Source organism: Pseudomyxococcus flavus (genome assembly GCF_050038885.1).
In the GTDB taxonomy this organism is placed as follows: Bacteria; Myxococcota; Myxococcia; order Myxococcales; family Myxococcaceae; genus Myxococcus; species Myxococcus flavus.
Window position 1 is genome coordinate 5,214,389 of sequence record NZ_CP143624.1, and the last position, 26,237, is coordinate 5,240,625.

Below are 26,237 nucleotides of genomic sequence, written 5' to 3' on the forward strand. Positions count from 1 at the left end.
CCTGCAACAGGAATTCCAAGTGGATACGCAAGTCGCGCTCTGGGTGGGTTTCAACGTCTTCGTCCTCGCGATGCTCGCGCTGGACCTCGGCCTCTTCCACCGCAAGGACCATGCGGTGACGCCGAAGGAGGCCGGTCTCTGGACGCTGGTGTGGATTACCCTCAGCCTGATTTTCTGCGCGGGCATCTGGCACTTCCGGGGCCCCACGGTCGGGCTCCAGTGGTTGACGGCGTACGTGGTGGAGTACGCGCTCTCCGTCGACAACCTCTTCGTCTTCCTGATGGTGTTCAGCTACTTCCGGGTGGCGCCGGAGCACCAGCACCGGGTGCTCTTCTGGGGCATCATGGGCGCGTTCATCATGCGCGCGGGCCTCATCCTGGCGGGCACGGCGCTGGTGAAGCAGTTCCACTGGCTCATCTACCTGTTCGGCGCGTTCCTCGTCTTCACCGCGGTGAAGATGCTGGTGTCGAAGGACGAGGAGATCGACCCGGAGCAGAAGGGCATCGTGAAGTTCGCGCGGCGCGTGCTGCCCGTGGCCCGGATGGGCGAGGGCAGCCGCTTCATGGTGACGGAGGACGGCCGGCGCAAGTTCACGCCGCTGTTCATCGTGCTGCTGGTTGTGGAGGCCACGGACCTGCTCTTCGCGCTGGACTCCATCCCCGCCGTGCTGGGCATCAGCCAGGACGCCTTCATCATCTACACGTCCAACGTGTGCGCGATTCTGGGCCTGCGCTCGCTGTTCTTCGTGGTGGCCAGCCTGATGGACAAGTTCCACTTCCTGAAGGTGGGCCTGAGCGCGATTCTCGGCTTCGTGGGCGTGAAGATGCTCATCACCTTCTTCGACATCCACGTCCCCATCGGCATCTCCCTGGGCGTGATTGCCGGCGTCCTGGTGGCGGCCATCGTCGCCTCGCTGGTGTGGCCCAAGCAGCCGGAGCCTGGACAGGACCGGGAGAGCGCCAAGACGTGAGCAGGCGGCCGCCGGGCTCTCCAACCCGGCGTTTTCCTTGCAAGTGGCTGCCATTGCCGCCAAATCTGGGGGCATGTCTTCCAGCGCCACGACCGACGGCATCCGCATCACCGTGAAGCCCGCCTACTGGCCGGAGCGCAGCGCTCCGGAGTCCGGGCAGTTCGCCTTCATGTACACGGTGGAGATTGCCAACGAGGGCACCGTCCCGGCGCAGCTCAAGGCCCGGCACTGGGTCATCACCGATGCCACGGGCAAGGTGGAGGAGGTGCGGGGCGAAGGCGTGGTGGGCCGCCAGCCCCACCTGGGGCCCGGGGAGCGCTTCGAGTACACGAGCTGGGCCATGCTGCGCACGCCCTTCGGCACCATGCGTGGCAGCTATGACATGGTGCGGCCGGACGGCACGCGCTTCGACGCGCGCATCGCCGAGTTCGCGCTCACCCTTCCCAACTCCCTGCACTGATGCCGACGCCGACTTCCAAGCGAGGGCTGCTGCTCGTCAACCTGGGCACGCCGGACGCCCCCGAGACGGCGCCGGTGCGGCGCTACCTGCGCGAGTTCCTCAATGACCCGCGCGTCATCGACATCCACCCGGTGGCCCGCTGGGCGCTGCTGAACTTCGTCATCCTGCCGGTGCGGCCGGCGAAGAGCGCGGAGGCGTACCGCAAAATCTGGATGAAGGAGGGCTCGCCGCTGCTCGTGTACAGCCAGGCCCTGGCGGCCCAGGTGGCCGAGCGGCTGGCGGGCGAGTACGAGGTGGCGCTGGGCATGCGCTACGGCTCCCCGTCCATCACCGACGCGGTGGCGTCGCTGCGCGCCCGGGGCGTGTCGGAGTTCACCGTGCTGCCGCTGTACCCGCAGGAGGCTGCGTCCTCCACGGCGTCCTCGCTGGCGCGCACCTACGAGGTGCTGGCGGAGTCCTGGGACGTGCCCTTCGTGCGCGCCGTGCCGGCCTTCTTCGACCATCCGGGCTTCCTGGACGCCTTCACCGCCGTGGCGCGGCCGGTGATTGACGAGGCGCGCGCCGACTACGTCCTCTTCAGCTTCCACGGCCTGCCAGAGCGGCACATGCGCAAGAGCGACCCCACGGGGGCGCACTGCCTGTCCACCACCTCGTGCTGCGACACCCTGACGGCTGCCAACAAGCACTGCTACCGCGCGCAGAGCCATGCGACGGCGCGGGGCCTGGCCGCGCGCCTGGGGCTGCCAGCGGATGGGTGGAGCGTGTCCTTCCAATCGCGATTGGGCCGCACGCCGTGGGTGAAGCCGTACACGGACGTGGTGCTGCCGGAGCTGGCGAAGAAGGGCGTGAAGCGCCTGGCGGTGATGTGCCCGGCCTTCGTGGCGGACTGCCTGGAGACGCTGGAGGAGATTGGCCTCCGCGCGCGCGAGCAGTTCCTGGAAGCGGGAGGGGAGTCGCTGACGCTCGTCCCCTCCCTGAACGCCCACCCGGCCTGGGTGGACGCCGTGGTGCAACTGGTGCGCGAGTCGGACGGGCCGCCTACTGCTGGGGCTGGGCCGTCGGCGTCGGCGGGGGCGTAGGCGCCGCTTCCATCGCGGTGAGGCGCAGCTTCAGGGTCCCGGTGGGCATCTGGAGCGCGGCGGTGGGGAAGCCGCTCTTCGTCACCGAGGTGACGGTGCCTTCCCAGGAGCGCCACCGCCCGGCCTTCACCAGGAACTCGCCGCGGCCGGTGATGCTCACCTCGGCGCTGGCGCTGGCCTCGCGCGTGGGCTTGTTCTTGGAGGCCTCGTCATCCGCGGCCTCCGCTTCTTCCTCCGCGGCTCGCGCGGGCGAGGTGGGCGGCGCCTCCTTGGGGCGGACCGTGCCGGCCAGCTTCTCGGAGATGTCGTACTCCAGCGTGGCCACCTGCTCGCCGCCGTCGGCGGGCGTCAGGCTGGCGAGCTTCACGCGGTTGTGGCGCTCGGGCTGGCCGGGCTGGAACTGCGCGCCGAGCGCCTCCATGTGAATCAGCTCGGTGGCGAGCGACCACGCGTCCCCGGTGCCCACCGGGTCCCGGGGAAGCTCCAGCACCAGCGTGGCCAGGTTCCGGGTGACGCCCTGCAGCCCGTCGAGCACGAAGCCGCGCTCGCTCAGGGTGCCGGTGTCCGCCTCGGCCTTCGTTCCCACGGGCGTGACGCGGAGGCGGTAGTCCCCCGAGTCGGTCCGGTCCAGGACGTAGCTGATGGCGTCCGGCAGGGGCGCGGTGGGCGTGGCGGCGGGCGCGGCCTTCTCCTTGCCTTTGCCTTTGCCCTTGGCGCCCTTCGTGGGCGTGCCTGCTTCGGCGCTGGCGGCCGCGCCGCCGGTGCGCTCGATGTCGAGCCGGTAGGTCGTGGGCGCGCCCGCTGCGAGCTTCCAGCGGAGCACGACCTTCGACGGGTCCACGGACGGCTCCGCGGGCGCGGCGGGGGCCGCTTCCGCGGGCGGCGGAGCATCCTTCATCCCCGGCGGCCGGGGAATGGGCTCCATCTTTCCTCGAGGCTCTTCCTTGCAGGCGGTCAGAGAGAGGGCAATGACCAGGCCAAACACGCTTCGCTTCACGCGGGGACGCTCCTTGGCAGCCCTGGCGGGATATCGAAGCAAGCGAGGTCATTCAAGTACGTCACCCGGCCGCTTCGAGGACGACTGCGCGAGGTAGATGTCGACCTGCGTCTTGACGCGTTCCGCGAAGTCTGGGTCGAGCCGCTCCATGATGGCCCATTCGAGCTCGAGGTCCCGGCGGAGGTCGGGCCTGGCGGAGCGCACCAGGACGGGCTCGGCGGAGAGCAGGACCGCCGGCATGATGTTCTGTTGCTCCTCCGGGGCCACCATGGTCGTCTTCTCGGGCACCGGCAGCATCTGGGTCCGGGCGGGCATGTTGGCGGCCATGTGGTACGCGCGCACGATGAGCCGGCCGTCGGGACGCTTGCGCCCCTCGACATAGACGCGGGACCAGTGCGTGAACACGTCGTGGTTGCCGGCGATCTTCCAGGGTGTGTGGAGGAACAGCGGGTCCGTGCTGGGCAGCAGGGCATAGCCGCGCTCGCTCAGGACGGCCTCGGCGGCCTTCATGACCTGTCGTGCGGGCATGTCGTACACCACATAGCTGCTCGTGCGCTCCAGCAGCGTCTGGCGTTGGCTCGTGCAGCCCGTCAGGGCGAGCAGGGTCAGCGCGACCGCGAACGGGTGGCTTCTCATCATCGGCATGCCTCCTGGACGTGGACCGAGGGGGGGCGCGGTCGTGCTCCAGCGACTTCCGCGCCGTGTGCGTGACAACGCCGTGGCGGGACACCCATATCGGGAGGGCCATACGGAAAGTGGAGCCGGGCCATGCCGGGCGGCCGGCTGCCTGGCTTCCACGCGCCACGGCCCTGCTTGCGTTTCGTGCGGGCTTGGCGAAGAAGCGGGAGCATGTCCGCGCAGCTCGAGAAGCCAGTGCCTCCCTCGTTCGATACGGCCAGTGACGTGCTGGCGTGGTTGCGGGCGCAAGGGCTCGAACATCTGGCGCGGCTGAGCCTCGCGGTGCTGATGCCGCTGGTCGAGGCCGCCTACCTGCCGCAGGCCCGGCCGGTGCTGGCGCGCCGACGACTGGTGGAGCTCCTCAGTGAGGAGACGCGGGCGCGATGGATGCTGGAGGCGATGCCGTCGCCGCGGATGAAGGAGCTGCTGCCCGCGCTCGCCTGGCGCTTCGTGGAGGCGGAGCGCGCGGGCGTGGAGCTGTCACGGGCCACGCTCGATGAGCGGCTGGCCCCGCCTTCGGAGGCGCGGACGCACCGCATCCATGGCTTGTTGCTGGCGCTGCGTTCCCGCGTGCCCGGCGCGGTGGCCCCTCGGCCGATGCATTCGCTCGTGCCGGACCTGATGCAGTACGACGCGGCGCTCCCCGGCTTTCGTCTCCGCGAGACGCGCATCTCGGAGCTGCCCGTGGGCGCGCAGGCGGGCTTCATCCTCCCCGAGGCCCGGCTGGTCTTCTCTCCCACCGAGGTGATGGGGGACTGCACCTGTGGCGCGACGTTCTGCGTCCACCTGCTGGCGGTCATCGACACGGCGCTGCTGTGGCTGCGCCAGCCCTGGACGGAGACGTTCGGCGAGGAACTGGAGGAACTGGTCCGCCCTGGGTGGGAGCGCGCGCTGCGGGCGCTGGAGCGCGCCGTCGACGACAGTCCCGGTGGTCCCGGGGGCGGGGAGGTCTCCTGGCGCCTGGACGTCATCCACGGCTACGGCGTGGAGCTCGCGCCCTACGTGCACAAGCGCAACAAGAAGGGCCAGCGGAGCACGGGCGCGAAGGTGAGCCGGCGCAAGCTGTTGCAGGAGTATGGCTCGCAGCTGTCGGCGGCGGACGCGCGGCTGGCGGCGTTGCTGCCGGAGTCGGAGGCTCCCGCGTCGCGCGCGTTGCTCTTCGAGCTGGTGGGCCACCCGCGCATCCACCTGGACGAGAACCCGGACCTGCTGGTGCGCATCGAGCGCGCCAAGGTCGGGCTCGTCGCCGAGGACCGGGACGGGCTGGTCATCGTGAGCGCGGGCGTGGATGGCGCGATGCTGCCCGCGTCGATGCTGGAGCGGGTGCGCAGGGCGCCGCCGGAGGAGGGCCTCTACGTCTGGGATGATGGTCAGCGCGTGCTCACCGTGCTGGACGTGGGGCCGGAGATTCGAGCGCTGCTGATGGCACTGAACCGCCACGGCAACGCGTTCCCTCCGGAGAGCCATGTCGCGCTGCTGGACCAGCTATCGAAGCTGTCCCTGCGAGTGCCCGTGGCGCTGCCTCGCAGCGTCATGGGGGAGTCGGTGCCCCTGCGCTACGTCCCCGTGGTGCGCATGGAGGCCCATGCGAGCGGGGCGGTCCGCGTGGAGCTGCGCACGCGCCCTCTGCCCGACAGCCCCACGTTCATTCCGGGGGAGGGGGCACGAGACGTCCATGTCCGGCGCGGCACGGGGGCGGTGCACGCCGTGCGCGACTTCGTCCAGGAGCGGAACGCGGCGGAGCTGCTCCAGGCCCGGCTGCCGCTGGACACCGCCGAGCCGGAGGAGCTGCCCTTCACGTTCCGCTTCACCAGCGCGCAGGGCGGCCTCGCCGTGCTCGCGGCGTGTGTGGAGCTGGACCCCAAGCCGGAGCTGGAGTGGGTCGGCGCGCCGGTGCGGCTGTTCAAGGCGAATGGGCCCCCGGCGCTGAAGGTCATCCTGGAAAGGAAGCGGGACTGGTTCGGCGTGCTGGGCGGGCTGTCGGTGGAGGGCGAGCGGGTGGAGCTGGCGCGGCTGCTCGATGCGGCCCGGCGCAAGGAACGCTACGTCCAGGTGGACGCGACGTCCTACGTGGAGATTGAGGGGGCGCTGCGGGAGCACCTGGCGCGGCTCGCGGACCATGCGCATGCCACGCGCCATGGGCTGGAGGTGGGCCCCTCCGCGGTGGAGACGCTCACCGCGCTCCAGGACGCGGGCGCGGATGTCGAGGCGGACAAGACGTGGCAGACGCTGGTGGAGCGCATCTTCGCGGCGAAGGAGCTGAAGCCGCGGGTGCCCGCCACGTTGAAGACGTCGCTGCGGGACTACCAGGTCGAGGGCTTCCGGTGGTTGACGCGGCTGGCGTCGTGGGGCGCGGGTGGGGTGCTCGCGGACGACATGGGCCTGGGGAAGACGGTGCAGGCGCTGACGGTGCTCCTGGACCGGAGCAAGTTGGGGCCCGCGCTGGTGCTGGCGCCGACGTCCGTGGCCTTCAACTGGATGGAGGAGGCGAAGCGCTTCGCGCCGGCCTTGCGGATGACGCTGTTCTCGGAGGCGTCGGACCGGGGCGGGACGCTCGAGAAGCTGGGGCCGAAGGATGTGCTGGTGCTCAGCTACGGCCTGCTCACGCGCGACATCGAGCGGCTGTCCAAGCTGCGCTTCGCCACCATCGTCTTCGACGAGGCGCAGACGCTGAAGAACGCGACGACGCACCGCTTCCGGGCGGCGCGGGCACTCCAGGGAGACTTCAAGTTCGCGCTGTCGGGCACGCCGCTGGAGAACCACCTGGGCGAGCTCTGGAGCTTGTTCACCGTGGTGTTCCCGGGGCTGCTCGGGAGCTGGGAGGCGTTCCGCTCGCGCTTCGCCGCGCCGATAGAGCGGGGCGTGGACCCGACCGCCGCGCCCGCGCTGGCCCGGGTGCTCCAGCCCTTCCTGCTGCGCCGCACGAAGGCGCAGGTGGAGGCGCAGCTCCCGCCCCGGACGGACATCCGGGTGCCCATCATCCTGTCCTCGGAGGAGTGGGCGCTTTACGAGGACGCACGGCTGGCGGCGCTCTCTGATTTGGAGACGCGCAAGCCGAAGATGAAGGAGCAGGAGCGGCGTATCGAGATTCTGGCGGCGCTCACGCGGCTGCGCCTGTTGGCCTCGCATCCGCGCCTGTACGACGCCGGGTCGAAGCTGGAGTCAGCCAAGCTCGAGCGCTTCATGGAACTGGTGCGGGAGCTGCGCGCGGAGGGGCATCGGGCGCTCGTGTTCAGCCAGTTCACGTCGCACCTGGCGCTGGTTCGCGAGGTGCTGGACGCGGAAGGGATTGATTACGAGTACCTGGATGGGCAGACCCCGGCGGGCGCCCGGGCCGAGCGCGTGCGGGCCTTCCAGGAAGGCGATGTGCCGCTGTTCCTGATTTCGCTCAAGGCCGGCGGCTTCGGGCTCAACCTCACGGCGGCGACCACGGTGATTCACCTGGACCCGTGGTGGAACCCCGCCGTGGAGGACCAGGCCTCCGACCGCGCGCACCGGATTGGCCAGGAGCGGCCGGTGACGGTGTATCGCCTGGTGGCGCGGGGGACCATCGAGGAGCAGCTGCTGTCGCTGCACGAGCACAAGCGCGCGCTGGTGGCGGGGGTGCTGGAGGGGAAGGATGCGGCGGGACGGCTGACGACCCAGGAGCTGCTGGGACTGCTGTCCCAGCGGCTGGCACCGCCCGGGGAGGAAGAGGCTCCTCGGACGCGGCACTGACCCGGGGCCCCCGTTCGCGGTCGGAACCTCAGGCGGCCACGGGCTGCTGGACCTGGGGCTGGGCGGGCTCCTGGTTGAGCACCGCCCATTCCTGGCGCAGCCGTTCGTAGAGGGCGTTGATCGGCTGGCCCGGGGCTTCGTACTGGCCGGCGTGGTGTTCGATGAGGTGGCGCAGCAGCACGTAGCAGAGGGTCGCCGCGCCCGCGGACTCCACGGCGGTGAACTGGCTGTCGTCCGTGAACCAGAGCGTGGTGGGCATCTGGCAGGCCTGCGTGCTCAGCGCCACCAGGTGCGGGCCAGGCTTGAGCCAGGGGTGCTTCGCGAACAGGTGGGGCCGGTCCACCGTGAGCGCGGTGATGAGGTTGGACACGCGCCGGTCCTTGAAACGGCTGTCCCGGTATAGCTGGCCGAACACCAGGCCGCGCACGCGCTTCATGAACACCTTCGACGTCAGCGCCAGCAGTGACGTGGCGCGCAGGACGAGCATCTGCGCGAACTCCAGCACGGTGAGTTTCTTGAACGAAGGCCAGACATCCAGGTCCATCTGCCGTTTGAGCAGCGCCATGACGTCGGTGAGCCGTCCCCGCACCCAGACCAGCGCCGTGGCGACCGCCGCGGTCAGCACGCCGGGGATGAGATACAGGAAGTAGTCGCGAGGCGCCCACGTGCCCTGGAGCGCGGTCTCGAAGCCGCGCCACGCGAGGATGGCCGCGGAGGCCAGCGCCAGCGCGAACAGTCCGTACGCCATCCATGAGACGCCATTCAGTGTCACCCAGCCGCGCTTCGTCGGGTTCTCCGGGACGTCGTACATCCGGGGGTTCTGCGTGCTCACGTCGGAGATGATCAGCGTGGGCGGGGACTCGGAGGTGCCGTACGCCAGCATCAGGCTGTCGATGCCCTGGTTGTCGTAGATGCCCCCATCCATCAGCGGCAGGCCGCCCTGGAAGGTCGGTCCCAGCTCCTTCTCCGCCGCCTCCAGCGGGAAGGCCTGGGGCCAGTGGAACTGCTGGGGAAACACGAGCGGTTCGAAGCCACCAGGGAAGCAGGACGACGCCGCTGCGATGTCCGCCAGCCGGACGTGCTGGCCCACGGTGCGGGGCAGCCGGTAGCCGAGATTGCCCAGCAGCGTGCCGGGCTTGTCGCTGCGGCGGAAGCGGAAGTCCAGGCCGGTGTGGAACTCGGTGGTGTTGAAGATGGCTTCCTGCAATTGCACGCGGTCCGAGTCCAGGACCTCACCCAGCCGCCGGTCCCCCAGGAAGTCGGGCCGCGCGTAGACGTCCGCGGCGGAGCGGATGAGGCTGGCCCAGGCATGGCTGCCGTGGTCGCGGTTGGAGGTCAGCCCCGTCAGGGCCTCGGCGATGACGTTCGTCCGCTTCAGGTAGCTGGAATAGCTGGCGTGGAACTCGTGAAAGGGCTTGCCCTCCAGTTGGCTCGTCACCCACGCCATTCCCGTGAGGGTGCCGCCGGACACGGTGGACAGGCCGACCACGTGGGGCAGCAACCCCACCGTGTCCAGGAGCCGTAGAGAACCCAGGTGGAAGGCCGCCGCGCGGTAGCCACCACCCGACAGGGACAAGGCAAGCGGTCCGAGCGGACCAGGACCGGAAGGCATGGATGCTTGACTCATGGGCAGTGTCCTCAGGCGAGACGAGGAAGACGGTCCGTAGTCTGCGATATGTGAGCAACGCACATGCCACGCGGGGGCACCTGGACCACGCCCTGGGAGGCTGCCACCGCTGCGTCCGAGGCGGACGCGGCGCGTCCTGGCGGCACGGCGGGTGTGCCTGGCCAAACTTCGGTCGCTCCTCCCGCCGCCGAGGAGCACAAGCCCAAGTGCAACCGGGGGCGAGCCCCGGTGCAGGGCCGCAAGAAGGCGCGTCCTGCTTCACGGGGACTGCCCCCTTAGACGAAGGCCGCCGCGCGCGCCGTGGCGGCGTCGCCTGTCCGGACTACAGCGGCCGATGCGCTGGCTCCAGGGAGTCCTCCTGCGGCAGGGTGTCGGCCTCGGGCACGGGCAGGCTCTGTCGAGCCGCGGACGGAGCCAGACCGGCCCACTGGAAGAGGCGCTCCAGGGCGGCGGTGCGCTCGGGCTCGGGGAGCTGCGCGAGGCGCGCGCCGTGGTTGCCGCGAGGGACGACGAGGCGCAGTGCGTCATTCGACGCGCGCACCTCGAAGGGGGTGGAGGTCCACGGGTCGTCCTCGCCGTACAGGAACAGCATCCGCTGGCCCGCGTTGCGCACCCAGTGCCCCACGCGCAGCATGGCGGTGACGTCGAACCGCTTCTGTACGCCGAGCGGCGGCAGGTGGGCGGGGCGGTCCTGCCGTGGGTAGCGCAGCAGCCCGTGCAGGTGGTGCTCCGCGTAGCGCAGCGCGCCGAGCTGCGTGGCCGCCTGGTAGAAGTAGGGCGCGAGTGACTGGAGCCCCGCGTCCCCGAAGCTGTCGATGAAGTACGTGTGGCCCTGGAGGAAGTCGAAGAGCGCAGAGGCGGGTGCGTCCGGGACTGGAATCGTCGGACAGAGGGCCTGGCTCCTGAGCATCCAGAAGTAATAGGGCAGCTCCAGGACGGCGAACTCCAGCGCCCGGTCCAAGCCGAGCACGTCGAAGGTAGTACCGGTGCTCGCCGCCAGCCCCGCCGCGAAGGGCAGCAGCTCCTCGCGCCGGGTGAGGGCGGCCCGCTGGATGGCCCGGAGCCGCTCGCGGCAGCTCGCGTCGGTGCCCACCGTCTCGAGGAAGCGCACGGCCCGCACGTCTGTCTCTCCGCGCACGTTGGGCGTCACATAGGCGACGGTGGCCTCCACGTCGTCCGGGTAGAAGTGGCGGTGGTAGGTGGCCGCCTGGCCGCCCTTGCTGATGCCGGTGCTCAGCCACCGCCCGTCCCCCAGCAGCGGGCGCAATGCCTGGACGATGCGGTGGTGGTCGGCCGCGGCCTGCTCGATGGTGAGCCTCTTCCAGTCGAGGGAGGCCGGGCGCGAGGTGCCGAAGTAGCGGTGCTCGACGCGCAGTTCGTGGGCCGCCAGCAGCCTCGTGGGCTCGCTCTGCGAGGGGGTGGGCGTGAGCTCATACCCGAGCGTGTGCAGCACCACGGGCGTTGGCCCTGGCCGGTAGCGGTAGAGGAGCGTCATGCGCTGGCGAAAGCGCTCACCCTCGGGGTGCTGGTGGTCCGTCGGTTGCTCGTAGTCGAGGATGAAGAAGCGCGTGTCCTTCGTCGTTTCCGACAGCCACACGTCCAGCAGCACGGTGAGCCCCGGGACGGAGCGCAGCTGCTCCCCGAGGTCCTCCGACTCCAGCGCCCAGGCCCGGGGCGCACCCGGGTCTTCAGCGCGGATGGGCTCCGAGGGTGCACTTCCACCACAGGCCTGCAATAGCAACACGGCCGCCAGGGCTGAGGCCCCGCGGCCGAGGAATCCTGTCCAACGCATGGTGACGTCTCCGGGGGGACCGGCCGAGCGGAGCCAGATGCACCGCCACGACGCGACCCGGCGTCAGAACGTCAGCGGCCTCGCCGGCATATCGCCCGGGGCAGGCGAGCATCCCGACCGAGGCGGCGCTGCTGCGCTGGGATTCGGGGCTGGGGAGACACGCCCCGCCGCGCGAGCCCAGGGCTCCAGCGCGGCGGGGATTCAGCTCACCGCGGGGACTACTCCACGCCCACCGCGGCCCAGCTCTCGAGCACCTTCTGGGCCTCGACGGAGTCCTTGCCGTAGAGGTCCTGCGCCGCCTTGTACGTGGCCTCCTTCGCCTGGGCGAAGTTGGTGGTTGGCGTCATGTAGAAGTTCAGGGCACGCGAGTAGATCTTCAGGCCCTTCTCGATGCCGATGCCGTCCTTCACCTCCACGCCGGAGGTGCGGTTGGTTCCGCCCTCCGACAGCAGGTAGAAGGCGTTGTTGGGGATGCCCGAGTTGATGTGGACGCCGCCGTTGTCCTGCCAGCCCGTGTAGCGCTTGGAGTAGTGGTCCGGCGACATGCCGTCGCTGGAGGGGTTGCTCAAGTCACGCAGGCCGTCGGTGTCATCGCCGTTGTTGGGCGTGTACGTGTCCTCGCCCACCGTCCAGTCGAACTTCACGGCCTCGTTGCGCTGGCTGGCATACCACTCCACGCCCACGCCCATGATGTCGCTGATCGCCTCGTTGAGGGCGCCCGACTCGTTGCGGTACTGCAGGCCCGCCGTGCGCTCGGTGAGGCCGTGGGCGATTTCGTGGCCGGCGATGTCCAGCGTGGTGAGCGAGCCGAACGTCTCGCCGTCGCCGTCGCCGTAGTTCATCTTCTCGCCGTCCCAGAAGGCATTGGCGAAATCCTTGCCCACGTGCACGTCGGAGATGAGCTTCTCACCCTTGCCGTCGATGGAGTCGCGGCCGAGCACGTCATTGAAGAAGTCGTACGTCGCCTGGGCGCCGTACTGCGCGTCCACCGCGTCCTTGTTGCGCGCCGGGTCCGTGGCCTCGCCCCAGATGTCGTTGTCGTCGGTGATGGGGGCGTTGGTGGTCCAGTCGGTGTCCGGGTTGCGGTTGAGCGCGTCACGCGTCACCACGCCACCGCCGCGCGTGGTGTCCTCCAGCGTATACGTGCCGTCCGCGTTCTTCGTGCTGCCAATCTCCACCATGCCGCTGTACTGGGTGGTGTCGTCCGCCTTGCCCTGCGTGGGCGCGGGCGTGGTGGGCTCCGTCGCCGAGCCGGTGGTGGCGCGCGAGGGCTTCGCCGCGTGCGTGTGGCCCGCGTGGTCCGCGCCGTGGGCGTGGTGACCCACGCCGCCCACCTGGTTGTACTGCTCCAGCACCTTGCCGGTGTTCGCATCAACCAGGTAGTGCATGCGGCGCGGGTCCTTGCCGGGCCCAAGGTCCGTCGTGTTGCTCAGCTCCACGTGGTACGCGGCGCGGTACTCGCCACTGGCGTCCTTGAAGATGACACGCTCGGAGACGGGCTTGCGGTCCGTGGCGCCGTTGAACTCCTTCTGGGCGATGCCCAGCGCGTCCTCGGCGGACAGCTTCGTCGGCTGCTTGCCCAGCCCCGCGGGGATGGTGCTCACATCGCCGGTGAGGCTCTCCAGCTTGCCCTCGCGGTCCAGGTGGCCCACCACCTGCTCACCGAAGACGGGCACGCCCTCGTGCTTGCGGTCCATGCGCACGTGCGTCATGCCCAGGTCGTCCTTCTCCACCGCCCGCGGGGCGAAGTCCGCGGCGTTGACGCCCTGCCTGCCGGCCAGCAGCTGCGACACCGTGGGGGCCGCCTGCTTCTGGAGGTAATTCACCGTCGTCTGGATGGCCGCCTTGCTGGCGTCGCTGTCCAGGGCCACCGGGCCGGACTTCACCGTCGGGGTCTCCAGCGGCGTGACTGGCTTCGCCTGCGCGGGCTTGACGGAGGCCTCGAACGAGGAGCCCTGGGAGAATCCCAGGGCCTTGTTCTTCACCTCGGCGGGCGCTGCGGGGCGGGAATCCGAGGGACGCGTGACGGGAACCTTCGGGAGGTCGGCGCGAATCTTCATGGTGGGGGGCCCCAGGAGGAAAAGGACTTCAGGATTCTCGCCCGCTGGCCGCCAAGGTTGCGTCCCAGTGGAAGGAAAATGCGCACAGGGACCTGTGGGGTAGGGAGCCGCGAGGAGAACGGGGCCCGCCCCGCCGCGAGGGTCGATGGGGACTGGCACACATGAGTCACAGCAGCGCCTTCCTGGGCGTACAGTGTGCGCTCAGGCCTGGAGCCTCATGAGCAGGCGGGTATCGTGTAGCTCCCTCCGAGCGAGGTCGCCAGCGAGAGCATGATGTTCACCATGCTGGCGACGACGGTCCATCCAATCCAGTGGCCCCATTCCATCTCAACAGACGGATTGCTGGAGTGGCTGTGGGTCGTCTCCATCGGCCCACTCTACGAGGCACAGGCCTCGTCCACCTAATTGCTACCCGCGCGGCGCTGCGGCGCGTGACAGCCGGTCCCGGACCGCGATGCCCAGGCCGCTCGCCGCGGGCAGGCACGCCACCAGCACATCGTGCCCTTGGGCATCCGCCTCACGCAGCCGGGCGTACAGCACGCGCGCTGCCCCAGCCGGCTCATCCGGAACATCGAAGCGCGCCACGCCGGGTGGCAACGCCAGGCCTTCCGGCCCCAGCACGCCTACTCGCAATCCCTGTCCTCGCAATTCCAGAACGCGTGTCATTGCTTGCGCTGGCTCCGCCAGCACCACGCCCGCGCGCGGCGCGTAGTGCGAGTCCAACGAACCCGACACCCGCACCTTGGACGAAGTCCTCACCGGCACCTTTCGTCCCAGCACCCGCTCCACCTCCTCCGCCGCCAGACCGCCGGGCCGCAGAATCGCGGGTTCATCCGAGCTCAGGTCCACGATGGTCGACTCCACGCCCACCGTGCACGGGCCCCCATCCAGGACGAGGTCCACGTCTCCGCCCAGGTCCTCCCGCACGTGCTCCGCCGTCGTCGGGCTCACCTTCCCGAACCGGTTCGCGCTCGGCGCGGCCAACCCTCCGCCCAGCTTCTGGAGCACCGCGAGCGCCACCGGGTGGTTCGGCACGCGCAGCGCCACCGTGTCCTGCCCCCCCGTGACGGCATCCGTGGCGCGGGCCGTGCGCGGCAGCACCAGCGTCAACGGACCGGGCCAGAAAGCCTCGGCCAGCTTCCGCGCTGCCTCCGGTACCTCGCGCGCCCAGGTATCCAGGTGCTCCACGCCCGGAATGTGGACGATGAGCGGGTGCGTGGCGGGGCGGCCCTTGATGGCGAAGACGCGGCGCACAGCCAGCTCGTCCTCCGCGTTGGCGGACAGGCCGTAGACGGTTTCCGTCGGCAGGGCGACGACACCGCCGTTCCGAAGCAAATCCACCGCACGTTCAAGCAGCTCTGGGGCAATCATGCGCGGCCGCACTGTCGCCCCAGGAGAGAACATGGGCAAGTCGCACGTCCTCGATGCACGAAGCCGGATGCCGGTTTCCGCCAGCGACCTCTTCGCCTGGCATGCCCGGGAAGGAGCGTTCGAGCGCCTGGTACCTCCCTGGGAGCGGATGGAGGTCGTGGAGCGCACCGGGGATGGCATCCGAGCGGGCGCCCGTGTCGTCGTCCGCATGCGCGTGGGTCCCGTCCCCCAGCGCATGGTCGCCGAGCACACCGCCTACGCCGAGGGGGCGATGTTCCAGGATACGCAGGTGTCTGGCCCCTTCGCCAAATGGGTCCACACCCACAAGATGTGGCCGGAGCCAACCACCGGCACCTCCATCCTGGAAGACGAGGTGGAGTACGTCCTCCCCGTGGGTCCGCTGGGCAATCTCTTCGGCGGAGGCTTCGCCCGGCACACCCTGGAGCGGATGTTCGCGTACCGGCACCGCGTCACCCGCGAGGACCTCAAACGCCACGCCGCCTTCGCGGACCGGGGGCCGCTCACCATCGCCGTCACCGGGGCCTCGGGCCTGATTGGCTCGTCGCTCGTGCCCTTCCTCACCACGGGAGGTCACACCGTGAAGCGGATGGTGCGCGGCAAGGCGGACCCTTCCCGGAACGAGGTCGCCTGGGCGCCCGACAAGGGCGAGGTGGACATCGACGCGCTGGAGGGCGTGGACGCGGTGGTGCACCTCGCGGGCGTCAACGTGGCCGGCCAGCGCTGGACCCCCGAGTACAAGGACGCCATCCTCAAGAGCCGCACCCAGGGCACGCGCACGCTGGCCGAGGCCCTGGCGCGCATGAAGCGCAAGCCCAGGGTGCTCGTCTCCGCGGGCGGCGGCAGCATCTACGGAGACCGCGGTGATGAAGCCCTCACGGAGGAGAGCCGCACGGACGGGAAGGGCTTCCTCTCCCAGGTGGCGCGTGAGTGGGAAGCGGCCTCCGCACCCGCCGAGGCCGCGGGCATCCGCGTGGTGCACCTGCGCATCGGCCCCGTGCTGGACGCGCGCGAGGGTGCCCTGGCGAGGATGGTCCCCGCGTTCCTCGCGGGCGGCGGTGGCCCCATTGGCTCCGGCCAGCAGTGGATGAGCTGGGTGGCGCTGGAGGATGTGCTCGGCCTCGTCCACTTCTCGCTGTTCACCGACGCGGCACGAGGCGCCATCAACGCGGTGGCGCCGGGGGCGGTGCGCCAGGTGGACTTCGCCCGGACCCTGGGCAGGGTGCTTCGGCGTCCGGCCGTCTTCCCGCTGCCCGCCACGGTGGTGCGCACCCTCTTCGGTCAGATGGGACAGGAGGCGCTGTTGGACGGCGCGCGAATCGTGCCCCAGGCGGCCCAGCGGCTGGGGTTCGCCTTCCTCCTTCCCGACCTGGAAGGCGCGCTGCGTTTCACGCTGGGTCGCACGACGGAGGGCCCTGAATACCGCCATTCTTAGCGAGTCCGGCGCTTGACAATCCCCTCCGCTGCGCCAGAAGAAACGACGCATTCGAAGGGGAGAGGACACCTGATGATTCAGGTCGAAGGGCTGACCAAATACTACGGTGAGCACGCGGCGATCCGGGACCTGGCCTTCTCCATCAGCCAGGGGGAAGTGATTGGCTTCCTGGGCCTCAACGGCGCTGGAAAATCGACGACGCTGAAGGTGCTGGGATGCGTGCTGCTCCCCACCTCGGGTCGTGTCGTCATCGACGGACATGACGTGGTGAGCAACGCCCACGAGGTCCGCCAGCGCATCGGCTACCTCCCGGACGTGCCTCCGCTCTACGACGAGATGTCCGTGGGCGAGTACCTGGCCTATGTCGCGCAGCTTCGGGGCGTCACGTCCCGGGACACCGCCAGCCGCGTGGGCGAAGCGGAGGAGAAGACGGGCCTTCGCGACGTCCACGGCGAGCTCATCTCCACCCTCAGCCACGGCTACCGCCAGCGCGTGGGCGTGGCGCAGGCGCTGGTGCACAAGCCCGCGCTGCTCATCCTCGACGAGCCCACCAGCGGTCTGGACCCCCGGCAGATTGTCGAGATGCGCGACGTGATTCGCGGGTTGAAGGGCGCGCACACGGTGCTCGTCTCCAGCCACATCCTCCCGGAAATCTCCCAGACGTGTGACCGGCTGCTCATCATCCACAAGGGAGCGCTGGTGGCGCAGGGAACGGAGGAGGAGCTGGCGGCGAAGCTGGGCGGCCAGGGCACCATCGAGCTGGAGGTGCGCGGCGACAAGGCGCGCGCGGTGGAGGTGCTCCAGGGCTTCGGCGCGGTGGAGGTGGACCGGGCCACGGACGGCGTGGTGGCGCTGACGGTGCGGGCGTCTCCGGACCAGCGCCCCCGGGTGGCGCAGGCGGTGGTGGGCGCGGGCCTGGAGCTGCTGCGGCTGGACCAGGGCGCGGGGCAGCTCGAGTCCATCTTCCTGCGGCTGACGCACGGTCAGGAGGTGCGCGCGTGAAGGCGCTGCTCATCGCTCGTCGCGAGCTGTCCGCGTACCTGCGCACGCTCAGCGGCTACGTCATCATCGCGGTCATCCTCGCGTTGAACGGCCTGTTCTTCAACGCGTATGCCCTGGGCGGCGCCAGCAAGCGCTCCGCCGAGGTGCTGTCCCAGTTCTTCTATTACTCGAGCGGCTTCACCATCGTCGCGTCGGTGTTCATCTCCATGCGCCTGCTGGCCGAGGAGCGGCAGACGGGCACGCTGCCCCTGCTGTACTCGTCACCGCTGCGAGACAGGGACATCGTCCTGGGCAAGTTCCTGGCGGGGCTGGCCTTCCTGGCGCTGTATGTCCTGTGCACCGTGTACATGCCGCTCCTGGTGCTGGTGAACGGCAAGGTGTCCTTCGGCCACGTCGCGGCGGGGTACCTCGGCCTGCTGCTGCTGGGCAGCGCGTCGCTGGCGGTGGGCACGTTCGGGTCGGCGCTGGCGCGCAACCAGCTGCTCGCGGCGATTACGTCCGCGGTGATGCTGGTGGCCCTCATCCTGTGCTGGCTGCTGGCGCGCATCACCGAGCAGCCGCTGGCGGATGTCTTCAGCGCGATGTCCCTGTGGAATCAGCACTTCCCGCCGTTCCAGGCGGGGCTCATCCACGTGCGTGACGTCGTCTACTACCTCGTGGTGACCTACGTGGCGCTGTTCGCGGCCACGCGGGTGCTCGAGGCGCGGAGGTGGCGATGAGCGCGCGTCCTTTGAGCGGGGGGCTCCCCGTGACGCTGACCTTCGTCTCGGGCCTGCTGGCCGTCTTCATCGGCGAGCGCATCTTCGGCATCGGCACGGGGCGCACCGTCCTGTCGGGGCTGGGCGTGGCCGTGGCGGTGGGCGCGCTGGTGTGGCGCTTCGTGCGCCTGCGCGCGGCCAGCGCGGACCGGCGCGTGGTCGAGGCGTGGGTGCTGGGGCTGTACGGCGTGGGGCTGGTGGCCCTGGCGCTCTACTTCCTCCAGTCGGACGTGGGCACGGGCCTCTTCGGCGGGCCGCTGTCGCAGAAGGCGCCACGGCTGGCGGTGTCGCTGGCGGCGCTCTTCCCCGCGCTGCTCGCGTGCTGCCTGCTGCCGCTGACGATGGTGGAGGTGGCCGCCGCGGCGATGACGCGCGCGCCGGTGCTGGAGACGGGGCGCGTGCGCAGCGCGATGTACTCGGGGCTGGGACTGGCCTTCGTGCTCGTCTTCGCCTTCGCGTCCATGTTCGTGGCCACCCAGGCCGACGTGACGTGGGACCTGTCCTACTTCCGCACCGCGAAGCCCGGTGACGCCACCCGCAAGGTGATTCGCGGCCTCAACGAGCCGCTCCAGGTCACGCTCTTCTTCCCGCCCGCGAACGCGGTGGGCGAGGCGGTGGGGCAGTACTTCCGGGACCTGGCGGTGGAGAGCCCCGGGCTCCTCAACGTGGAGCGCCTGGACCAGGCGGTGGAGCCGGCCCGGGCGCGGGCGCTGGGCGTGCACAACAACGGGACCATCGTCCTGGCGCGCGGTGACCGGAAGGAGCCGCTCACCGTGGGCCTGGAGCTCGAGCGGGCGCGCGGTCAGCTCCAGCGGTTGGACCAGGAGGTCCAGCGTCGCCTGCTGACGGTCGCGCGGCCCCGTCGCGTCGTCTACTTCACCGCCGGCCACGGCGAGCGCGCCGAGTCCCGGGCGGTGCCAGGGGAGACGGTCCGGCCGTCCGTGGAGAAGCTGAAGGAGCTGCTGCGCGCGCAGAACGTGGAGGTGCGGCCGCTCGGTGTGTCGGAGGGGCTGGGCACCGAGGTGCCTCGGGATGCCTCCGTGGTGATGGTGGCTGGCCCGACGCAGGAGTTCCTGCCCGAGGAGCTGAACGCCCTGCGTGAGTACGCGGCGCGCGGCGGCCGGCTGTGGCTGGCGCTGGAGCCGGACGGGCCGGACTTCCAGCCGCTGATGGAGTCCCTGGGCCTGAAGTACCTCAAGACGCCGCTGGCCAATGACCAGGTGTACTTCCGGACCACGCGGCAGCAGAGCGACCGGGGGAACCTGGGGACGGCGTCGTTCTCCTCGCACCCGTCCGTCACGTCCCTGTCGGCGCTGGCCGGGCAGGCACCGGCCGTCTTCATGGGCGCCGGCGCGCTGGAACAGATTCAGCCGCCGCCCGCGGGGATGGTGCAGGACATCTCCGTGCGCGCGCATGGCGCCACCTTCGCGGACGCCAACGGCAACTTCACGCTGGACGGAGGCGAGACGCGGCGGCCCTGGCCCCTGGTCATCGCGGTGGAGAAGCCCGCGCCCGCCGGCCAGGAGTCGATGCGCGCCGTGGTCATGGCGGATGCGGACGCGGTGAGCGACCTGCTGCTGGGCAACATGGGCAACGCGTACCTGGCGGTGGACACGCTGCGCTGGCTCACGGGCGAGGAGTCCATCGCCGGCGCCGTGTCCACGGAGGAGGACATGCCCATCCAGCACACCCGGGAGCAGGACGTCGTCTGGTTCTACGCGACCGTCTTCCTGGGGCCGGCCCTGGTGCTGGCGGTGGGCTTCGTGACGACGCGCAGGCGGGGACGCCGCGCGCCCCGCGCCGCGGTGGCGGGAGGTGAGCGATGAAGGTTCGGGACCTGGCCCTTCAGGGGGCCCTCGCGGCGGCCGCGCTGGTGGCCGCCTTCGTCGTGTGGCAGCGCGAGCCCTCCGCGGCCCCTGGCGAGGTGACGGTGGTGGATGCCCCGGTGCGGGCGCTCGATAGCATCCGCTACGAGGACGACACCCGCTTCGTGGACGTCTTCCGGGATGCGAACGCGCGGGAGCAGCTCTGGGTGCGCCTGGGCTACAAGGCGCCCAAGACAGCCGTGGGCGCGCAGGGGGCCGATGCGGGCACGTCCGACGCTGGCACCTCGGATGCGGGCGTGGCGGCGGTGGCCCAGGCGACCGATGCCGGGACGGGTGCCGCCGCGGCGCAGCCACCCGTGGCGGCCCGGGAGCCGCCCCCGCCTCCGCGTGAGCTGCGCGCCAACGAGGTCGCGGAGAAGCTGTTCTCCCGCTTCGCGCCGATGCGCGCCATGCGGGCGCTGGGGGAGCTGGACGCGAAGAAGTTGGAGGAGGTCGGCCTCGCCACGACGGCGCGCAAGCTGACGGTGACGGTGGGCGGCAAGGCGCGCGTGTTCACCCTGGCCTCGCCTCCGGGCGGCTGGGGGACGCCGTACCTGCGCAGCGAGGAGGATGGCCGCGTGTACCTGCTGGGCCCGGCGCTGCTGCCGGACCTGGAGAACGCCAACAGCCGCCTGGTGGATCGCCGGCTGCGCACCTTCGACCTGGGCGACTTCGACGCGGTGGTCATCACGGCGGGCGGCATCTCCCGCACCTTCGCCGCCACGGGCAAGGCGCCCGGTCCGGTGTCCCTGGCGCCGGAAGAGGCGCCGGAGCGTCCGGACGAGTTCGCGCGCAACTGGCATGACCGCGTGTGGCGGCTGGTGCCCATCGACTTCCTCGGCCGCGATGAAGCGCCTCCGGGCGGTGAGCCGCAGGAGTCCTTCCGCGTGGAGTACCGCCGTCAGGGCCGGCCCGTGGGGCATGTGACGGTGGCGAAGGGCGAGGGCGGCTTCTATGCCCGCACCGAGCACACCACCGGGTGGGCCCGGCTGCACGCGGGGGTGGAGTCGCTGGTGGATGAGGCGGCGCGCGTGACGGCGCCGGTGTCCTCCGCGTCCGGGAAGTGAGGGCGGCGGCGCGGGGGCCTGGGCTCAGGTCCCCACCGCCTCGGCCTCGCGTGGCGTCAGTCGCACATCCACGAAGCTGTAGGGCGCCCAGGGGCCGGTGAAGCGGAACGCGTAGGTGTCCGAGCGCGCGGCCAGCGAGCGCATCTTCGCCTCGAAGGACTCCAGGCCCGCGCGCTCGACGAGGAACGCCGCGTTGAGCAGCATCCGCTCACCCACGGGCGGGTGCTCGCACACGGCGGTGGCGCGTGGGCGCAGGCCTTCCATCAGCGCACGCATGTCGCGGCGGACGCGGTCCTCCACGGCGGCGTCCAGTCTCCGCTCGTGGTCGGCCTCCGGCTCGTCCGCCCCTCGGGCCAGCTGGGCGTCCTCCAGCACCAGCCGCTGGACGAGGTGCTCACGGTGGCAGAGCACCTTGAGGCCCAGCTCCACCTTGCCCGCCAACCCGTCCAGCACCTCGGTCAGCGCGGGGTGGCCGGTGCGCAGCAGCTCGTGGACCTGCTCCTCGGAAGCCATCACCGTGCCGAAGGCCGCCGGCAGCAGCGTGTGCTCGCGGAGGATGGCCTCGGTGACGCGCTGATGTCCGAGCAGGTGCGCCCGCGTCGGGTCCACCACCCAGCCCGGGGCCGCGGACACCAGGGCCGCGAGGCCCGACGCCCTCACCGCGTACACCTCCGTCGCGGCGGTGCCGACGCCGATGCGGCCGAAGTCCAGGGACCCAGCATCGCGGACGATGCCGTAGAGGTAGAGCGGGCCGCCGGCGGGCGGAGTCGCCGCCTGAGGTGACGGAGGCTGGGGCGCTCGCGAGGGGACCTGCTCCGGGGAGGTGCGCCTGGCGCCGCGAGCCGTCCCCTTCCGGGAGCGTGTCGTCCGGGGCATGGTGCGCTTCACTTCGACTGAGTGCCTCCGTGGGTGGCGAGCACACGGCGGACCTCGTCCACCAGCGCGTCCGGCAGACAGGGCTTGGTGACGAAGGAGTCGCAGCCGGCGCCCTTCGCCTCGTCGGACTGTCCCGTCATGGCATGGCCGGTGAGGGCCACCACGGGGATGGCGCGCGTGCGGTCGTCGTTCTTCAGCCGCCGCGTGGCCTCCCAGCCGTCGATGACGGGCAGCGACAGGTCCATGAGGATGATGTCGGGCCGCAGCTCGAAGGCCTTGTCCAGCGCCTCCTGGCCATTCTTCGCCTCGGCGACGCGAAAGCCGGAGAACTCGAGGTACTCGGCGTACATCTCCCGGGCGTCCTGGTAGTCGTCCACCACGAGCACGAGGGGCTTCGGAGTCTCAGTTGGGTTCGTCATGCGCGCCTCGCGCGTCGGGGAAGGTGCAGGGTGAAGGTAGAGCCCTCGCCCTGGACGCTCTGGAGGGTGACGCGCCCCCCCAGCATGGCGGCCAGGCGACGGCAGATGGAGAGCCCCAGCCCCGTGCCTCCATAGGCTCGGGTCGGCGAGCTGTCCACCTGCTGAAAGTCCTCGAAGATTTTATCCTGATGCGCCGGAGCGATACCAATGCCCGTGTCCGTCACGGAGATGGTGACGGTGGACGTCGCCGGCACGTACTCCGCCCGCACGTCCACCGTTCCTTCGTGGGTGAACTTCAGCGCGTTGGACAGGAGGTTGAGGACGATTTGCTTCACCTTCTGCCGGTCGCTGTAGACGGCGGGCACGTGCGGGCCCAGGTGCGTGGTCACCAGCAGCTTGCTGCGCGCGATGATGGGGTCCATCTCCGCCGTCACCTCCTGGAGCAGCTCGGGGATGCCGAAGTCCGACAGGTTCAGCGGCATGCGCCCCGCCTCGATGCGGGTGATGTCCAGAATCTCGTTGATGACCTCCAGCAGGTGTCTGCCGTTGGAGTCGATGCGCGTGAGGTTGCGCCGCTGGGCGGGGTTCAGCTCGCCCGACACGCCCTGGAGCAGCATGTTCGTGTAGCCGAGGATGGCGTTGAGCGGCGTGCGGAACTCGTGGGACATGTTGGCCAGGAACTGCGACTTGGCCGCGCTGGCCTGCTCCACCTGGATGGCCTGCCGGCGCAGCATCTCGTTCTGTTCGGCCAGCTCCGCGGTGGCGGCCTGCACGCGCGCCTCCAGGTGGACGGAGCCTTCCTTCACCCGCTCCAGCAGCCGCGCCTTCTCCAGCGCCTCGCTGCGGTCATGGAAGAGGGTGACGATGCCCGTCAGCTCACCCGCGTCACCCAGCACCTTGCTGGCCACCGCCTCCACGGGCAGGGTGGCGCCCGTGGCCGGGTCCACCAGGGGGAGCTGCCCGCGCCAGCGTGACTTGTCGCCCGCGTCCAGCAGGTTGGCCAGGAACGACGAGAAGCCGGCGTTGTTGGAGCGCAGCCGGCGCAGCGCGGCCTCTCCGCTGCCCGGGTGCGTGGCGAAGAGCTTCTCCGCCGGTCCGTTCATCATCACCATGCCGCCCGACGGGTCCGACAGGATGATGGGGTCGGGGACCGAGTCCAGCACGCGGTCCAGGCGGTGCCGCTCGCTGCGGGCCTCGCGCTCGGTGGCGCGCAGGCGGCGGTAGCTCTCGCCCAGCGCCTGCGTCGCCCGGCCCAGGTCCGTCACGTTGCGCAGCACGCTCACCAGCACCTCGCGGCCCTCCGGCTCGACGACAGGGGTGCTGACGACCTCGAACAGCAGGTCGATGCCTTCCACCGGGTCCACCAGTGGCACTTCCCGGCGGCGCACGCCGGAGGCGCCGCCGCTCGCGAAGCTGGCCAGCGCGGTGGAGAACACCTGCTGGTTGAGCTCCGTCGCCCGGCGGCGGCCGGCGCTCGCCTCGGGACCCGCCACCAGCAGCGCCTCCGCTCGCGCGTTGGCGATACGCGGCCGGCCCTCCAGGTCGGTGAGCAGCACGGGGTCCGCCACGGTGTCGATGACGCGGCGGAGCAGCTCGGCCCCCGCCCATTCGCGAGGCGCCGCGGGCCACAGGGCCGCCAGGCGGGGCCCGAAGTGCGTGCTCACCCACGCCACGTCCGGGGGCAGCCCGGCGCTGTCCGCGGAGAGCAGCAGCAGGCCCGCCGCGGAGGTCCCGGGGCGGCCCAGCGGCACCGCGAGGCAGCCCGTGCCGGGCAGCGGCGCGAGCGGGGGGGCGAAGAAGCGGGGCACGGCCTGCTGGAGCACCTCGGTGAGGGGCTGTTCCGCCGCGCCCGACGGGAGCTCCAGCGCGGTGCGCTCGACATCGTTGAGCCCTCGGGCCGCGAGGCACACCAGCCGCCCCGAGCCGGGCTCGCGCGCGAGGCAGGCGACCACGCCCATGTGGCCCTGGCGGGCGAGCCACGTCACCACGCGCTCCGCGCACGGGCGGGGCTCGCCGCAGGCGAGCAGCTGCTCGGCCAGGGCAAGCCGTGCCTCGACGTCCGGCGCGGCGGCCGGGGGGGGGCGTGCGACGGGAGCGGCCACTGCGTCAGGCTCCGCGGACATGGGGGGCGTGAGTCCGGAGCTCCACGGACGCCACCACGACGGGACAGCTGGACGCGGCGGGCCAGCCCTGGAGATTGCGCTCGCGGACGTTGCCGTCCCAGCGCAGGCCCCGGTCCAGCACCCGGTCCAGGACATCGACGAGGCTGGCGCTCCCAGCCATTCTTTCCACGGGCATCGTCGAAGCTCCTCGGGCTCTTGGCTGCGTGTTTTTGTAACGCGCGACGGCGAGCCGCCCCAGAACAGGCTTGCCCGCACCGTGCTTTGCGAACACCCCGCGGCGGCCTCTGTTCGTTGGTTCACATCTGCATCGCTTCGAAGCTGGGTAGGCGGCCAGCCACGCGGCTGGCGCCCGCGGCTTATCGCCTGGGGGGCGCGTTCCTAGCCTTGGGCCATGGACGCTGAGCAACGGGCGCACAGGTCGCTCTGGACGGTGACGGCGCCACCCCGCGACTTCCCGGCGCTGCCGGGCGATGTGACGGTGGACGTGGCCGTCGTCGGGGGGGGAATGGCGGGATTGACCACGGCGTGGCTGTTGAAGCGCGCCGGCAAGCGGGTGGCGGTGCTGGACATGCACCGCATCCTGTCCGGGCAGACGGGACAGACGACGGCGCACCTCACGGAGGTGCTGGACACGCCCTACGCCACGCTGCGGCGGGACTTCGGGGAGAAGGGCGCCCGGCTCGCGGCATCCTCCAGCCGGGCCGCCATCGAGCAGATTGCCGCGCTCGTCGACGCGCTGGGCATCGACTGCGACTTCCAGCGCGTGCCCATGTACCGCTACGCCGAGACGGAGCGCGAGCTGGCCGAGCTGCACCAGGAGGTCTCCGCGGCGCGTGAGGCCGGCCTGCTGGCCACCTTCACCCGCGACGTGCCGCTGCCCTTCCCGGTGAAGGGGGCGATGCGCGTGGAGGACCAGGCGCTCTTCCACCCGCGCAAGTACCTGCTCGCGCTGGCGGACCGCATCCCCGGCGATGGCAGCCATGTCTTCGAGAACACGCGGGTGCGGGAGATTCACGACGGCGCGCCCTGCCGCGTCGTCACCGACCGGGGCACCGTCACCGCCGCGGCCGTGGTGGAGGCCACCACCACCCCGCTCAATCGCGTGGCCATGCACACCAAGCTGTACCCGTATCGCACCTACGCGGTGGCGGGGCCGCTCAACGGGCCGCTGGAGCCGGGGCAGTACTACGACAGCCAGGACCCCTATCACTACATCCGCACCCAGCAGGTGAACGGACGCGCGTTCATCATCGTGGGGGGCGAGGACCACAAGGTCGGCACGGAGGAGGACACCGACCAGCGCTACGCCGCGCTGGAGGCGTACACGCTGCGGCGCTTCCCGGTGACGGAAATCACCCACCGCTGGTCCGGTCAGGTCATCGAGCCCGCGGATGGGCTGGCGTACATCGGCCGCAACACGGCCAGCCGCCACGTCTACGTGGCCACCGGCTTCTCGGGCACCGGGATGACCTTCGGCACGCTGGCGGGGATGATTCTCTCCGACCTCATCCTCGACCAGCAGAACCCCTACGCCGCGCTCTACGCCGCCACCCGGGTGAAGCCCCAGGCGGGCGTGAAGGACTTCATCCAGGAGAACGCGGAGGTGGCCTTCCACTTCGTCGCGGACCGCCTGTCACGGCCGGACGGGCACCGGCTGGCGGATGTGGCGCCGGGCGAGGGCAAGGTCCTGGAGGTGGACGGGCAGAAGGTCGCCGTCTACCGCGCGGAGGACGGCACCGCGCACGCGGTGTCCCCGGTGTGCACGCACCTGGGCTGCCACGTCCACTGGAATGGCGCGGAGCGCTCCTGGGACTGTCCCTGTCACGGCAGCCGCTTCAGCCCCACTGGCCAGGTGCTCAACGGCCCCGCCGTGAAGGACCTGCCGGCGAAGAAGCTGCCCACCTGAGCACCGCGCCGTCACGC

The 26,237-nt window shown here is 70.8% G+C and carries 20 protein-coding genes; 10 read left to right on the top strand and 10 right to left on the bottom strand.

Features of this window, described 5'->3' with window-relative positions; all coding sequences use genetic code 11:
- Positions 1–19: 19 nt before the first annotated feature.
- From VZL07_RS21830 to hemH, 3 genes are all read left to right on the top strand, one after another.
- Positions 20–970 carry a TerC family protein gene (locus VZL07_RS21830; RefSeq protein WP_426749537.1) on the top strand — a complete coding sequence of 317 codons (951 nt, stop codon included), beginning with the start codon at positions 20–22 and terminating at the stop codon, positions 968–970.
- Between the two features lie 73 nt (positions 971–1,043).
- Entirely contained in the window at positions 1,044–1,430 is a 387-nt protein-coding gene (gene apaG / locus VZL07_RS21835; RefSeq protein WP_426749538.1) for a Co2+/Mg2+ efflux protein ApaG, read from the top strand.
- On the top strand, positions 1,430–2,509 hold the full coding sequence (gene hemH / locus VZL07_RS21840; protein WP_426749539.1) for a ferrochelatase: 1,080 nt from the start codon (positions 1,430–1,432) through the stop codon (positions 2,507–2,509). Before apaG ends, hemH begins: the two co-directional genes overlap by 1 nt.
- Here hemH and VZL07_RS21845 read toward each other — a convergent pair.
- Together VZL07_RS21845 and VZL07_RS21850 are read right to left on the bottom strand one after the other, a co-directional pair.
- Positions 2,469–3,506: a hypothetical protein gene (locus tag VZL07_RS21845; protein ID WP_426749540.1), complete on the bottom strand. Its 1,038-nt coding sequence runs from the start codon at positions 3,504–3,506 to the stop codon at positions 2,469–2,471. The genes hemH and VZL07_RS21845 overlap by 41 nt on opposite strands.
- Before the next feature lie 48 nt (positions 3,507–3,554).
- Positions 3,555–4,151 (bottom strand): hypothetical protein, encoded by a 597-nt coding sequence (locus tag VZL07_RS21850; RefSeq protein ID WP_426749541.1) that lies wholly within the window; start codon positions 4,149–4,151, stop codon positions 3,555–3,557.
- A gap of 204 nt (positions 4,152–4,355) precedes the next feature.
- On the opposite strand from VZL07_RS21850, the gene VZL07_RS21855 reads away from it, so the two are divergent.
- Positions 4,356–7,901 (top strand): DEAD/DEAH box helicase, encoded by a 3,546-nt coding sequence (locus VZL07_RS21855; protein WP_426749542.1) that lies wholly within the window; start codon positions 4,356–4,358, stop codon positions 7,899–7,901.
- Positions 7,902–7,929: 28 nt separating this feature from the next.
- Here the strand turns inward: VZL07_RS21855 and VZL07_RS21860 are convergent, their stop codons facing one another.
- From VZL07_RS21860 to VZL07_RS21875, 4 genes are all read right to left on the bottom strand, one after another.
- A complete protein-coding gene (locus VZL07_RS21860) occupies positions 7,930–9,513 on the bottom strand; it encodes a patatin-like phospholipase family protein (protein WP_426749543.1) in 1,584 nt (527 codons plus the stop codon).
- Positions 9,514–9,850: 337 nt separating this feature from the next.
- Positions 9,851–11,320, bottom strand: coding sequence for a S28 family serine protease (locus VZL07_RS21865; RefSeq protein ID WP_426749544.1), 1,470 nt, complete (start codon positions 11,318–11,320; stop codon positions 9,851–9,853).
- Positions 11,321–11,538: 218 nt separating this feature from the next.
- The gene (locus VZL07_RS21870) at positions 11,539–13,380 is read right to left on the bottom strand and encodes a M4 family metallopeptidase (RefSeq protein WP_426749545.1); all 1,842 of its coding nucleotides are present in this window, start codon (positions 13,378–13,380) and stop codon (positions 11,539–11,541) included.
- Between the two features lie 408 nt (positions 13,381–13,788).
- Positions 13,789–14,751: an L-threonylcarbamoyladenylate synthase gene (locus tag VZL07_RS21875; RefSeq protein WP_426757347.1), complete on the bottom strand. Its 963-nt coding sequence runs from the start codon at positions 14,749–14,751 to the stop codon at positions 13,789–13,791.
- Positions 14,752–14,782: 31 nt separating this feature from the next.
- Between VZL07_RS21875 and VZL07_RS21880 the strand changes: the two genes are divergently transcribed.
- From VZL07_RS21880 to VZL07_RS21900, 5 genes are all read left to right on the top strand, one after another.
- Positions 14,783–16,204, top strand: a complete 1,422-nt coding sequence (locus tag VZL07_RS21880) for a TIGR01777 family oxidoreductase (protein ID WP_426749546.1) — start codon at positions 14,783–14,785, stop codon at positions 16,202–16,204.
- A gap of 72 nt (positions 16,205–16,276) precedes the next feature.
- Entirely contained in the window at positions 16,277–17,206 is a 930-nt protein-coding gene (locus tag VZL07_RS21885) for an ABC transporter ATP-binding protein (protein WP_426749547.1), read from the top strand.
- Positions 17,203–17,925, top strand: a complete 723-nt coding sequence (locus VZL07_RS21890) for an ABC transporter permease (protein WP_426749548.1) — start codon at positions 17,203–17,205, stop codon at positions 17,923–17,925. Before VZL07_RS21885 ends, VZL07_RS21890 begins: the two co-directional genes overlap by 4 nt.
- Positions 17,922–19,790, top strand: a complete 1,869-nt coding sequence (locus tag VZL07_RS21895; RefSeq protein WP_426749549.1) for a Gldg family protein — start codon at positions 17,922–17,924, stop codon at positions 19,788–19,790. Before VZL07_RS21890 ends, VZL07_RS21895 begins: the two co-directional genes overlap by 4 nt.
- On the top strand, positions 19,787–20,896 hold the full coding sequence (locus tag VZL07_RS21900; protein ID WP_426749550.1) for a hypothetical protein: 1,110 nt from the start codon (positions 19,787–19,789) through the stop codon (positions 20,894–20,896). Before VZL07_RS21895 ends, VZL07_RS21900 begins: the two co-directional genes overlap by 4 nt.
- A 24-nt stretch (positions 20,897–20,920) precedes the next feature.
- On the opposite strand, the gene VZL07_RS21905 is transcribed toward VZL07_RS21900, so the two are convergent.
- The 4 genes from VZL07_RS21905 to VZL07_RS21920 are packed head-to-tail and all read right to left on the bottom strand — an operon-like array spanning position 20,921 to position 24,489.
- Positions 20,921–21,772, bottom strand: a complete 852-nt coding sequence (locus VZL07_RS21905) for a GvpL/GvpF family gas vesicle protein (protein ID WP_426749551.1) — start codon at positions 21,770–21,772, stop codon at positions 20,921–20,923.
- Between the two features lie 8 nt (positions 21,773–21,780).
- Complete coding sequence (locus VZL07_RS21910; protein ID WP_426749552.1) at positions 21,781–22,191, bottom strand: response regulator; 411 nt, start codon at positions 22,189–22,191, stop codon at positions 21,781–21,783.
- The gene (locus VZL07_RS21915; protein ID WP_426749553.1) at positions 22,188–24,314 is read right to left on the bottom strand and encodes an ATP-binding protein; all 2,127 of its coding nucleotides are present in this window, start codon (positions 24,312–24,314) and stop codon (positions 22,188–22,190) included. Before VZL07_RS21915 ends, VZL07_RS21910 begins: the two co-directional genes overlap by 4 nt.
- Positions 24,298–24,489: a hypothetical protein gene (locus VZL07_RS21920; protein ID WP_426749554.1), complete on the bottom strand. Its 192-nt coding sequence runs from the start codon at positions 24,487–24,489 to the stop codon at positions 24,298–24,300. Before VZL07_RS21920 ends, VZL07_RS21915 begins: the two co-directional genes overlap by 17 nt.
- Positions 24,490–24,705: 216 nt before the next feature.
- Between VZL07_RS21920 and VZL07_RS21925 the strand changes: the two genes are divergently transcribed.
- Positions 24,706–26,220 (top strand): FAD-dependent oxidoreductase, encoded by a 1,515-nt coding sequence (locus VZL07_RS21925; RefSeq protein ID WP_426749555.1) that lies wholly within the window; start codon positions 24,706–24,708, stop codon positions 26,218–26,220.
- Positions 26,221–26,237 lie beyond the last annotated feature (17 nt).